Genomic DNA, 12,653 nt, shown 5'->3' on the forward strand with positions numbered 1-12,653 from the left:
AAGCTCTGAGGGGAGCCCTGAGGGGAGCCCTACGAAGTGCCTTACGCGGTCGCCCTACAAGGTCGCCCTACAAGGTCGCCCTACGAGGCCGCCCCTACGAGGCCGCCCTACGAGATCGCCCTACAAGGTTGCCCTACGCGGTCAAGGTTTCCACGATCAGCTCGGCGGCCCGCTTCACCAGCGGACTGTCACCCTCGGCGTCCTCGTCCGGCTTGGTCGACAGAACGGAGAGGATCACCGGCGCCCCGTCCGGCGTCCACGCGATGCCGACATCGTTGGCGGTGCCGTACCTGCCCGTGCCGGTCTTGTCGCCGAGCACCCAGTCGGCGGGCAGGGCCGCGCGGAACCGTTCACCACTGGTGGTGTTGGCGAGCAGCCAGCGGGTCAGCCGGTCGCGGTCGGCGGGGGCGAGGGCTCCGCCGAGGACCAGACGCGCGTACGTCGTGCCGAGCGCGCAGGGCGTGCTGGTGTCGGTGACGCGGCCCGGCTCGGCCGAGTTCAGCTCGGGCTCCCAGCGGTCGAGGCGGGTCGTGCGGTCACCGGTCGAGCGGACGAAACGGGTGACCGCGGTGGGGCCACCGAGGTACTTCATAAGGAGGTTGGCCGCGGTGTTGTCGCTGTACGAGATCGCGGCGCCGCACAGCTCCGAGACGGTCATGCCGTGCGCGAGGTTCTCCGGCTTCCCGGTGACGGGGGCGCCGCCCGCGCGGTCGACGTCGGCCTGTGTGTAGTGGACGCGGCGGGCCAGGAACTTCCCGTCCTTGTCGAGGTCGCGCAGCACGGCGGCGACGGCGAGCGTCTTGAACGTGGAGCACATCGGGAAGCGCTCGTCGGCGCGGTGCCGGACGGTGCGCCCGGTGCCGAAGTCGTGCGCGAACACGCCGAGTCGGGCGCCGTGTTGGCGCTCGAGTGCGGTGAAGCGGCCGTCGGCCGACTCGGTATGCGCGCCGCCGGTCGCCGCTCGGGCGGTGGCGGTACCGGCGAACGCGGTGGCGCCGATGGCGGTCGCGGTGGTGAGGATGGCGCGGCGGGTGGTGGACACGGTGGTGGGTGGTCCCTTCTGCGCAACGATGATCTTTTTTGGCTGGTTCGGGTACGAGGACGGTCCTGCCCACCCAAACGGTTGCGGCACCACCGAGACGCCGGAGACCACCGCGACATGCGAGCGGTCACCGCTCCATGCGAGGCTCGGGGCATGAGAGTGGCACTGGCGCAGACCGACTGCGAACTCGGCGATGTGGACGCCAACCTGGCGACGGCCCGCGAACAGATCACGCAGGCCGGCGACCAAGGCGCGGACCTGGTCGTCTTCCCCGAACTGAGCCTGCACGGCTACCACCTGGGCGGCCTGAAGTCGGACACGTCGATCGCCACGAACGATCCGCGACTGCTCGGCCTCACGTCCCCGGACGGCCCGGACGTCATGGTGGGCCTGCACGAACACACCAGCCTGCGCGCGTACAACACCTCCGCCTACTACGCGGGCGGCGCCCTGCTGCACGCCCACCGCAAGCTGTACCTCCCGAACTACCTGGCCTGGGAGGAGCGCAAGCACGTCAGCCCCGGCCAGCACTCCCGCGCGTACGACCTGCCCGGCGACCACGGCAGGGCCGCGACGCTGGTCTGCAACGACGCGTGGCAGCCGGTGCTCCCGTGGCTGGCGGTGCAGGACGGCGCGGAGGTCCTGTTCGTGCCCGCGAACAGCGCGGCGACGCTCGACCCCGAAGCCATGGACACCACCCTCTACTGGGACACCCTCCTCTCCTACACGGCCAAGATGCTCCAGTGCTGGGTCGTCTTCGTGAACCGCGTCGGCAACGAGAACGGGGCGTCCTTCTGGGGCGGCTCCCGCGTCGTCGACCCGCGCGGCACGGTGGTGGCACAGGCGCCGCAGTGGGAGCCGGGTCTCGTGACGGTCGACATCGACGTCCATGAGGCTCGCCGCCAGCGGCGAGCGGTCCCCCTGGTGGCAGAGGCCCGCCTCGGCCTGGTCGACCGCGAGGTCCGCCGCCTCATCGACGAGGGCGGCGACAGCTGAGCATGTGAAGCCCCTGCGGCGCTTGAGCAGGCTTTTCAAGCCCCTGCGGCGCCCGAGCCTTTCAAGCCCCTGCGGCGCTCGAGCAGGTCTTTCAAACCCCTGCGGCGCCCGAGCCTTTCAAGCCCCTGCGGCGATTGAGCAGGTCTTTCAAGCCCCTGCGGCGATTGAGCAGCGGGGTCCGGGGCAGAGCCCCGAGGCCGCAACGCCGTCGCGGGCACCCGGACTGTCAGTGCCGGATGTGACACTCGGCAACGTGACCGAACGATGGGCCCTGGCCCCCACCGAGCACGGCGGCGCCGACCTCGCGCCACTGGGCCCGGACGGGCTGCCCGCAGGCCCCGTCGTCCGGGAGCCCGACATCGCGGCAGCGGTCCGCTCCCGACCGGAGGTCACCCGCTGGGTCTGGCGCGACACCCACGCCGTATACCCCCACCTGCTCACCGCCGGCGTCCGGATCGACCGCTGCTACGACATCGAGGCCGCCGAAAACCTCCTCCTCGCACACGAGGGCCGACACGGCGACCCCCACTCCGCCGCGGCGGCCCTGGCGAGGCTCAAGGGCGCTCCGGTCCCACCCGACCCCCCGCCCCGCGTCGCCGCCCCCGGCTCCCAGTCGTCCCTCTTCGAACCACGCCCACCCGTGGACGTACCGCTCACGGACCTCATCGACGTATACGCGGAGCAGCAACGCCGCCACGACGCCACCGGCCAACCCGGCCGCATGCGCCTGCTCACCGCCTCCGAGTCGGCAGGCATGCTGGTGGCCGCCGAGTTGCACGCGGCAGGCCTACCGTGGCGGGCGGACGTGCACCGCGCGGTCCTCGCCGAACTGCTCGGCGAGCGCTACGGAGGCGGCGGCGAACCACGCCGCCTAGCCGAGCTGGCGGACGAGGTGTCGGCGGCATTCGGCAGACCGGTGCGCCCCGACCTCCCCGCCGACGTCATCAAGGCCTTCGCCCACGCCGGCATCAAGCTCACTTCCACGCGCCGCTGGGAGATCGAGGGCATCGACCACCCGGCCGTACCGCCCCTGATCGAGTACAAGAAGCTGTACCGGATCTACACGGCACACGGCTGGTCCTGGCTGCAGGACTGGGTCAGGGACGGCCGCTTCAGACCCGAGTACCTGCCGGGCGGCACAGTCTCGGGCCGGTGGACGACGAACGGCGGCGGCGCCCTGCAGATCCCCAAGGTCATCCGCCGCGCGGTGGTCGCCGACCCGGGCTGGCGACTCGTCGTGGCGGACGCCGACCAAATGGAACCCAGAGTCCTCGCCGCGATCTCCCGCGACCCCGCGTTCATGGAGGTCTCGGGCCAGGCCGCCGACCTCTACCAGGCGGTCTCCGACCGGGCGTTCGCCGGTGACCGCACCCAGGCAAAGCTCGCGGTGCTCGGCGCCATATACGGCCAGACCTCGGGCGACGGCCTGAAGAACCTGGCACTGCTGCGACGCCGCTTCCCGAAGGCGGTCGCATACGTCGACGAGGCGGCACGCGCGGGCGAGGAGGGCCGCCTCGTACGCACGTGGCTCGGCCGCACCTGCCCACCCGCCGTCGGCTCCGCCGAACCCGACGAAGCCGGCATCCCCCAGGACGAGCCCGAACACCCCGCGGCCACCGACGAATCGACGTCCGGCTACGGCTACGGCTACTCCTCATCGAACTCCCGCGCCCGCGGCCGCTTCACCCGCAACTTCGTCGTACAGGGCAGCGCCGCCGACTGGACCCTCCTCGTCCTGGCCGCACTGCGCCGCGACCTCGCGGACATGGCGGCCGAGCTGGTGTTCTTCCAGCACGACGAGGTGATCGTGCACTGCCCGACCGAAGAAACGGATCGAGTGACCGAAGCGATCCGCGAAGCCGCCGACCTGGCAGCCCGCCTCACCTTCGGCGAAACCCCGGTGCGCTTCCCGTTCACAGTGGCGGTGGTGGAGTGCTACGCAGACGCCAAGTGACCGACCCGCACGCGAGCGATCGGCAGCGGCCTGTTCTCCACGGCCACGGCACGACAAAACCCCAGGTCGGAATGGAATCCGACCTGGGGTTGGTGTCTGAGCCGCCTTCGGGATTCGAACCCGAGACCTACGCATTACGAGGGCCTGCAAGATCATGACGGGTGGTGACCCGTGATCATGCGCGGTCCGGTTTTGCCTGGTCAGAAACTTCCCGACCTCACAGGCGTGACGCCCGAGTCTGCTGGATGCTTACCAGTCCGCTCACGCACCGCTCACGCAACCCGGAGCGGATTCTCAGCGCTTCCGCCAGTCCTTATGCGGGTCGATGAGGGTGCTGCCTCCTGCCCAGTTCCGGGGCAGTCCTCAGTGACTTCTTCACGCATTACTCCTCCTCCCTATCGAGCTGACTACGCCACGCCCTCGTCGACGACAGCAGTCGAGCGGATCGAGTGAATGACGGACACCATGACGTCCACCTCGGCCTCCGGGAAGATCGCCTCGGGGCCGGTCGGGGCGAGCGCGGTAAACGGCGACTCGTACAGTGCGACAACGTCTATCGTGCCGTTGCGCGCCAGGTAGTCGATAAGCTCGTTCACGAATCGGAGTTGGTTGGCCGTTAGCGTCTTGCCCTGTTGGAAGGAGTCGAAGGCCAGGGCCGCCGCCTCCCGCTCCAGGCCAGTCAGTGACCGGAGGAACAGGCCGAGGCCGCCCTTGGCGTCCTTGATGTAGTCGATGTCCGTCGAGGTGCCGAGGCCGGCCTCGACGAAGATCTTCTCCAGCTCCGACAGGTCCAGAGCCGTGATCTGCTTGTTGCGGCGGATCTTCTGGACGGCGAGCTGGTCCTGGTGCGTGTTGAGGTAGATACGGATCTTCTGCTCGAAGCGGGTGAGGTCGGTGCCGATCTCCATGCCGGTGAGCGTGGCAGCAGTCAGCTCGCCCAGCTCGTCCTCGAAGTCGGTGTACACGATGCCGCGCTTAGTCTTCTCGATCAGCCGGACCAGGCCACGCACACGGCGGCGCATGGTCTCCAGCAGGGGCAGCGTCACGTCCTGCCACCACTCGTCGCCTGCGACCTCGTCGAGCAGGACCTGTTGGGCCTTGATCGCGGGAATGGTCAGCTGGTCGAGCAGGGTGGACGCGATCTCCTGGACCTGATCCCGTAGCCGGGTGAAGCCCGGGTCTCCGTTCGCGACGGCGAGCTGGAGACGGAGCGCGAGCAGGTCGAAGCGCTTGGCCTCCTCGCCGGCGTCGTCCTTGTCGCGGAAGGCGGTCGGGAGTCCTGCCAGGTGGTCGATGACCTCGCCGTGAGCGTCCGGCGTGAACTCCAGCCAGGCGTCGAAGTCGGCAAAGTTCTCGACCTGTTCGCGGTGCGGGCGGACCAGGAAGTTCTCCGGGTTCATCGCCGTAACCTCGTCATGCAGTCGAGTGGCGAGATCCCAGCGCAGACCGGAGTCGCTGACGGTGCCGTCGGACTCAGGCCGCGTAGCGATCACTGCGGCTGCTTGGCGGTCGCGGGCGGAGCTGTCATCGAGGGCGAGAAGCAGGTCGGCTCGGCGCTCGAAGATCCGCTGGCTCAGCGAGGGGGCGACCTTGCCTTCGGCGCGCATCAGGTTCTGGTTGAAGAACTCGATGTTCTGGCACAGGTCGAAGACCAGGAAGCCGTCCTTGCTGCGGTTCGGGCCGAAGAGGTCGGGCGCGAGGCGGGTACCACGGCCGATCATCTGCCAGAACTTGGTCTTGGAGCGCACCAGCTTGAAGAAGACGAGGTTGACGACTTCGGGGACGTCGATGCCGGTGTCCAGCATGTCCACGGAGATCGCGATCTGCGGAAGCTCCGCCGCATCTGAGAACTTGTCGATCAGACTCTGGGCGTACTCCTTGCGGTAGGTGATGACCTGCGCGAAGGCGCCCTTGAGATGCGGGTAGTTCTTGTCGAACCGCTCGGCGATGAACTCGGCGTGGTGGTTGTTGGCGGCGAAGATGATGGTCTTGCCGGGCTTGTCGCCACCGTCGACCTTCAGGCCGTGCGTCATGAGGGTCTGCAGGACCTTGTCGACGGTGTCCGCGTTGAAGAGATATTTGTTCAGTTCCTCCGTGGTGATCTCGTCAGGGACATCACCGTCCTCATTCCACTCCGTCTCGTCCCACTTCTCCTTGTCCTCGTCGGACAGGTCGTCGTATTTGATACCGCCGCGCTGGAACTTCAGCGGGACATCGACGGCCCGCGGCGCCACCAGGTACCCCTCAGCCACAGCCTCGTCCAGGCTGTAGACGTCGGTGGGCACGCCGTCTTCCAGCTCGAAGCGACGGTAGGTGTTGCGGTCGACCTCATCCTTGGGCGTCGCGGTCAGGCCGACGAGGAGCGAGTCGAAGTAGTCGAAGATCGCGCCGTACCGCTGGTAGATCGAACGATGCGCCTCGTCGATGACGATCAGGTCGAAGAAGCCGGGGCCGAAGATGCGGCGTCCGTCGGCGTCGGTCTGGTCGATCAGGTTCATCATGGTCGGGTAGGTGGAGACGAACACGCGCGAATGCGGGTCCTTCTCCTCCAGCAGGTTCACGGGGTTGGCACCGGGCAGGTGCTTCTTGAACTCGTTGGTGGCCTGCTTGACCAGGGCCTTGCGGTCGGCGAGGAAGAGGATTCGCTTGGCCCAGTTGGCGCGCATCATCAGGTCGCTGAGCGCGATCACGGTCCGGGTCTTACCGGAACCGGTCGCCATCACGAGCAGGGCGTGGCGCAGAGAGTCCTTCTCGAAGGAGCCGGCGATCCGCCGTATCGCGCGGGACTGGTAGTGACGGCCGGCGATCTGCTCGTTGATCGGCAGCTTGGCGAGGTTTCGGCGGCTGACCCTGCGCTGGATCAGGAGGCGTAGTTCGTCCTTGGTGTAGAAGCCCTGGACCTCGCGGGGCGGGTAGTTGAGGTCGTCGAACAGGTACGTGCGGTAGCCGTTGGTGTAGAAGATCACCGGCCGCTGCTTGAACTGCGCTTCCAGGGCATCGGCGTAGAGCGTCGCCTGGTACTTGCCCTGCTTCGGGTCGCGCGTGGTCCGCTTCGCCTCGACGACGGCCAGGGGCTTGCCGTCGTCGTCCCACAGGACGTAGTCGACCTTGCCCTTGCCGGAAGGCGCGGCCGAGGTCGGCAGCCCGGTGACCGGATACTCACGGTCCCTCGGCTGGTCCAGCGCCCAGCCGGCTTCCTTAAGGAGGAGGTCGATGATGAGCGAGCGAGTCTCGGCCTCGTTGTAGTCGTGGGTGTCCGGCTGAGCCTCGTTCGCGGCCTTGGCTGCCTTGACCTGCGCGCGCAGCTCAGCGATCTCGGCGTCGAGATCCTGATTCTTCTTCCGCTCGGCGGCCAGCGCGGCATCCTGCTCGGCGTACTTCTCGGCCTGGGCCTTTAGCTCGGCCTGCTTGGCGATCCGCACCTCGGCCGGGACGGGTCTAGGTATCAGCGCCGTGTCGAACGCGAGCGTAGAGGCGGGAAGTTCGGACTGGTCGCGGGTGTAGGTGCGAGCCATCCAGTACAGGACGTGGAACAACTCAGCGACCGTGCGCACCGCATCCTTCGGAGCAATGGGCGTCTTGCGGTGCACGGCGGCATTTCCCTGCCGCCGAATCACGTCCATCTTCGCCCGGATCGCAGGACCGGCAACCTTCACCAGCGTCGGCTCGGCGATCAGAGCCGCCAGGTCGTCCTGGTACGGCAGCTTGAGTGTGTCGTCCACCTCGAACATCCACGTCACCGCAAGCTCCAGCACCCGGCGCGCGTAGAATGTGGACGCTCGCGGGTCCGCGTACGTGAGCCGCTCTGAGTGGACCGCCTCGCGGTGCAAATCAGGCCACTCGGCCCGAAGAAACCGGAAGTTACTCACCTCGATGACCTTTCACTGAAGCTGACCGAATAATCGAAGCGTCAGACTGGCTGGGTACGGGGCTGCATAGGAATATCCAACTGCAACTCACCGCGAAACGCCCGGTACTGGAGGGATGCGAAAAGGGAGTCAATTTCAGCAAGATGAAACTCGCCGCCCGACCTCACCCTATCGATACCTTCGAGACGGCTCGCAAACTCCATTTGCATTTCGATCGGCGGCGTCATGACTGGAATTTGCGCTAGATTTTTCTGACTAATCCCTGAGATCGTAGCTCCGGTCACAAACGGGAAGACAAATCGCTCACGTACATGTTGATTGTTCAAGTAGTGATAGATGTAGGACGCTGTGGCAATTTCCCGGCTTGGCGTCACTCGAATCAACGAAGATTCAAAGATGAGCGGCTCACGACTCGCGGGAACCAGGCAAGGCTTCGCCGACCCCTCATAGTTCAACGAGCGGCGCGCCACGAGAACATCGCCGGACCCCAGAGAGTATTTTTTGCGATCCACGTCGGAGCATGCGACCCGCTTGAGGTTCCCCCTCTCCACCTTCCCATAGAACGCATCACCCATGTGGACCATTTCGACGCCACCCGACGCCACGTAGAGCTCCTTGGGATAGTACGCACCATTCTGCAAGGGGGCTTCCACGGTATCGACCAACGCCCGCATTGGGAAATTCGGTCGCGCCTGGGCCGGGTCCCCGAACATGTCGAGGAAAATGGCCTGAGTTAGATCATCGAGCAGAGCGATAGCCTTGCGGCGCCTAGCGCGAAGGCCATCCACGTGGTCAAGCATCTGTGCGATACGCCGCTGCTCTTCCAGGGGCGGAAGGGGAAGCGAGAACTCCGCAAGCGCCTTGGGAGAAAGGCGCGGGAGATTAGCTCCAGTTGATCGGCTAACTGCGAGCGCAATCGTATCCGGGAGCGCCAGGAATCGACGGAGATACGACCTGTCGAGATCAGGTCCGGGAGTGATAGGGAGAATGTCCGTACTGCAGACACCGCCAAAATCGGGGCAGGCAATCTTCGCGAGATAGGGACGCAACTTACCGAACAAAACCTGCCGAGGGGTGAATCGGAATTTTGCACTAGCGACACCTGCAGCGCCAGCATTCTTTAGATTCACAAAATCACCACCCCGCGCAATATTTTCCAGCCCAACATAGCTATCCGACGGGGCGATATCTTCTGGTTGGATTGTAGAGCGCTCGATTTTTGCGACATCCGCCAGAGCAACTGAAGGCCACTTGCTCATCCCAGCATTCCCTTCAGCTCACTCATCGCCTGCTGGATCTCCGCTTCGATAAGCGTCAACTCGTCAATGATGTCACCCGGCGCACGGTGTTCGACTACTTCGTGGACAATCTCCTTGTACCGACTAATGCTCAGGTCGTAGCCTTGGGCGGCGATATCACCCTTAGGGACGCAGAAGCTCTGCTCGGTCCGCGCCCGTTCCTGCTCGCTGCCGTTACGGCGGCGCCAACGCGCCAACAAATCAGGCAGGTTGTTCTTCGCGTACTCATCGTTGCTGAGCACACCGTCACCTGCTAGTGGTCCGAGCTTGTCTTCTGAAAGTAGTGGCGTGCGCTTGTCGTCGAGGCTCCAACCATCCGCCGTGACCTCATAGAACCAGACGTTATCCGTGCCCCCACTATTCGTCTTAGTGAAGAGCAAAATGGCCGTGGAAACTCCCGTATACGGCTTGAAAACACCACCCGGCAACTTGACCACCGCGTCCAGCTTGTGACCTTCGACGAGTAGTTTCCGTAGTTCCTTGTGCGCCTTGGTGGAGCCGGACATGACCCCATCCGGGACGATAACCGCTGCCCGACCACCCGGCTTGAGGAGGCGCAGGAAGAGGGCAAGGAACAAGAGTTCCGTTTTCTTGGTCTTCGCAACCTTCTGCAGGTCCGCCGCCGTCGCGTCGTAGTCGAGGCTGCCCGCGAAGGGGGGGTTGGCAAGAATGAGCGAGTACCGGTCGGCCTCGCTCGCCGCGCTCTGAGCGAGCGAGTCGCGGTAGCGGATGTCGGGGTTCTCGACCGAGTGCAGCAGCATGTTCATACTGCCGATGCGAAGCATGGTGCTGTCGAAGTCGAACCCGTGGAACATGCTCTCGTTGAAATGCTGCCGCTGAGCCGGCTCGAACAGCGCCTCGCGGTGGGTGTGCTCCACGTACTCGGCGGAGGCGACCAAGAAGCCGGCTGTGCCGCACGCCGGGTCGCAGATCTCGTCGCCCGGCTGCGGAGCCATCATCTCCACCATCAGTTGGATGATGTGCCGGGGCGTACGGAACTGGCCATTCTGCCCTGCCGTGGCGATCTTGCCGAGCATGTACTCGTACAGGTCGCCCTTGGTGTCCTTGTCCCCCATGTCGATGCCGTTGATCATGTCGACGGCTTTGGCGAGCAGGTTCGAAGTCGTGATGGTGAAGCGGGCATCCTTCATGTGGTGCGCGTAGGTGGAGTCCTCGCCTCCCAGCGTGCGCAGCCAAGGGAAGACGCCGTCACGCACCCGAGTGAGCATGTTCTCGGGAGACTCGTTGATGAACACCGACCAGCGCAGGATCTTGGTATCGTCCGCGTAGATCGGGTTCTCGACAGAACGTCCGGTGCGGTTGGCCTTGTTCTCCTTGGCCTGTTCCAGGATGTCCAGGCGCCGGATGAACATCAGGTAGGTGATCTGCTCGATGACCTCCAATGGGTTGGAGATCCCGCCAGACCAGAAGGCGTCCCAGAGTCGGTCGATCTTGCTCTTCAGCTCACCTGTAATCACGCAAGCAGGCTAGCGTGTCCCACTGACACACGCGGTCGCGTCGGCCGGAGAACACCAGGCACCGATGGGCGAGCAGCGTGTCAGGTAGACCCGTCTAGCGAGGCAGCCCCCACGCTCCCTCGCTACCCAGCCGCCTCCGGCGCCGTCCCACGCTCCAGGTAAGCAGTCGCCCCGTCAGCACGGGCCTCAATGCCCGCAGCAATACGGCGCACGAGGCGAGGGATCGTAAGGTCCGGCAGCTCTCGGGTGTCGTGGAAGGCATAGCCCCGAAGCTCGTCGGCCTGAAGCTCGATGTGCCGACGCTCATCCGCGGTGAGGCTGCCCCCGTCAAAGAGGTAGAGCACCTTGTCGCCCTCCCCCGGGTTCGGTGCCCAGTCCACAACGAGCAGGCGGCCGATCGCAGGCTTGATACCCAGTTCCTCTTGGACCTCACGCACGCAGGCTTGCAGGGGAGACTCCCCGTTCTCGACGTACCCGCCGGGGATATCCCGGTAGTCCTTGTACGACGGCTCGACGAGTAGGACCCGGTCGGCGTCGTCGAAGAAGAGCGCGCCGGCGGCCATGCGCGGGTGGGCCATCTTCGCTTCGTGCTCGTTCTCGGTCACGGGACGGACTCTAACCGCCGACCACGCCGAGCCTGCGGGCCAGGTCGGCCACTGACTGGGACGGGCGGCCTCGGGTGCCGCGGATCCAGCCGATGACCAGTTCGCGGCTCAGGTAGTGGTGGCGCACCTGTTCGGGTGCGGCGCGCTCGGCGTCCAGCAGCGTGGCCAGGGCCTCGTCGGTCCGGTTCCAGGAGCTGAGGGCTCGGGCGACTTCCAGGCTATGCCTCACGCGCCGTTCCACAGGCAAGCCGCTGGTGTCGATGCGCTGCCCAAGATCGGCCGCGATCTGGATGTCGCCGAGTTCTCCGGCGGTGGCGACGCAGTGGATGGCCACGTTGGTCGGGCCGAAGGCCGTCCAGAGGTGGTTCGCGTCGGCACCCAGTCGTTGTGCGACCTCATCCGCTTCGCGGAGGAAGGTCTGAGTGGTCGCACGGTCCTCCGCTCGGGCGGCCGCCATGGCGCCGGCGAGGAAGAGCGTGCCGTAGACCGAGAGGTATTCGTCGTTCGCGGTGCCCAGGCCGGGCTGCATGACGGCCGCCGCATCGTTCACCAGCTGGATCGCCGCGGTGAATCGGCCAGTGGCCATCAGGCAGTGCGTGACCGCCCGGAAGAGCGAGCCCGTCACCGTGCTCTGGCCGCTCTGTTGTGCTGCCGCCAGGCCCCGGTCGGCGGCGATCCACGCCAGTTCCGACTCCCCGACCTTGCCCAGCACCATGGCCGCACCGTGATAGGCCAAGGCGAGTTCGGCATGGGCCTCCTCCCCTTCACGCCCTGAATACGAGCGGGAGGCCGCGAGGGCGTCGGCGAGGACGAGGGGAAGCCGTCGGGTCGCGAAGCCGTACTGAGACACCTGGTAGGCGTCGAGGACTTCCTTCACCGCGTCCCGCAAGCCTGCCAGGGTCGGCGGTTCGTCGTCGGGTGGGAGCCCCAGCAAGGGCGTTAGCTGCTTGTAGTCCATGAGCGCGTCACGCAGAGCGGGCACCGTGCGGCGGCCGCTGTCACTCGACCACTCCAGGAGCGTCGGCTCGGCGAGGAGGTCCCCGAGCGAGACGTCGAGAGCCTCGGCGAGTGAGGTGATCACCGAGAGGCGGTCGAGCTCGATCCGGTTGTTCTCCGCTTTGCTCAGCCAGTCCGTGGTGCGGCCGACGAGGCCGGCCAGGACCTCTTGGGAGAGTCCACGTCGCCGCCGGTACCAGGCAACGCGTTCGCCGATGGTCAGGTTCTCTGTCATCCCTCGCATGTCCTGAGCATCACCTCGTGGCCGGAATCGACCCCGGAAGGTTTTTCCGGGGTGCTGCGGGGCGCCGCGCCTACTGTCGCAGCAGACCGAGAAAGCCGCAGGGCGGTGGTGGTAACTCCCTTCATTCCAGCGGCCTTTGGCGATCAGTTCTGCTTCTCGAACGGGACGGAG

General features: G+C 66.0%; 8 protein-coding genes. 2 read left to right on the forward strand and 6 right to left on the reverse strand.

Features of this window, described 5'->3' with window-relative positions; translation table 11 throughout:
• Window positions 1–133 precede the first annotated feature (133 nt).
• Window positions 134–1,042: a class A beta-lactamase gene (bla, locus tag ACIRHA_RS40195; protein WP_403856297.1), complete on the reverse strand. Its 909-nt coding sequence runs from the start codon at window positions 1,040–1,042 to the stop codon at window positions 134–136.
• Between the two features lie 153 nt (window positions 1,043–1,195).
• Here bla and ACIRHA_RS40200 point away from each other — a divergent pair, with 153 nt between their 5' ends.
• Together ACIRHA_RS40200 and ACIRHA_RS40205 are read left to right on the forward strand one after the other, a co-directional pair.
• A complete protein-coding gene (locus ACIRHA_RS40200; RefSeq protein WP_403856299.1) occupies window positions 1,196–2,038 on the forward strand; it encodes a nitrilase-related carbon-nitrogen hydrolase in 843 nt (280 codons plus the stop codon).
• Window positions 2,039–2,291: 253 nt separating this feature from the next.
• The gene (locus ACIRHA_RS40205; protein WP_403856301.1) at window positions 2,292–3,992 is read left to right on the forward strand and encodes a bifunctional 3'-5' exonuclease/DNA polymerase; all 1,701 of its coding nucleotides are present in this window, start codon (window positions 2,292–2,294) and stop codon (window positions 3,990–3,992) included.
• Window positions 3,993–4,399: 407 nt separating this feature from the next.
• Here the strand turns inward: ACIRHA_RS40205 and ACIRHA_RS40210 are convergent, their stop codons facing one another.
• The 5 genes from ACIRHA_RS40210 to ACIRHA_RS40230 form a co-directional block, all read right to left on the reverse strand.
• Complete coding sequence (locus ACIRHA_RS40210; RefSeq protein ID WP_403856303.1) at window positions 4,400–7,861, reverse strand: DEAD/DEAH box helicase family protein; 3,462 nt, start codon at window positions 7,859–7,861, stop codon at window positions 4,400–4,402.
• Window positions 7,862–7,902: 41 nt separating this feature from the next.
• Window positions 7,903–9,120, reverse strand: a complete 1,218-nt coding sequence (locus ACIRHA_RS40215) for a restriction endonuclease subunit S (RefSeq protein WP_403856305.1) — start codon at window positions 9,118–9,120, stop codon at window positions 7,903–7,905.
• Window positions 9,117–10,637 (reverse strand): N-6 DNA methylase, encoded by a 1,521-nt coding sequence (locus ACIRHA_RS40220; protein WP_403856307.1) that lies wholly within the window; start codon window positions 10,635–10,637, stop codon window positions 9,117–9,119. Before ACIRHA_RS40220 ends, ACIRHA_RS40215 begins: the two co-directional genes overlap by 4 nt.
• A gap of 122 nt (window positions 10,638–10,759) precedes the next feature.
• Complete coding sequence (locus ACIRHA_RS40225) at window positions 10,760–11,242, reverse strand: NUDIX domain-containing protein (RefSeq protein WP_403856309.1); 483 nt, start codon at window positions 11,240–11,242, stop codon at window positions 10,760–10,762.
• Between the two features lie 10 nt (window positions 11,243–11,252).
• On the reverse strand, window positions 11,253–12,473 hold the full coding sequence (locus ACIRHA_RS40230) for a helix-turn-helix domain-containing protein (RefSeq protein WP_403856357.1): 1,221 nt from the start codon (window positions 12,471–12,473) through the stop codon (window positions 11,253–11,255).
• Window positions 12,474–12,653: the final 180 nt, after the last annotated feature.

Origin of the sequence: Streptomyces sp. NPDC102360, from assembly GCF_044766085.1 — a bacterium.
Lineage (GTDB): Bacteria > Actinomycetota > Actinomycetes > Streptomycetales > Streptomycetaceae > Streptomyces.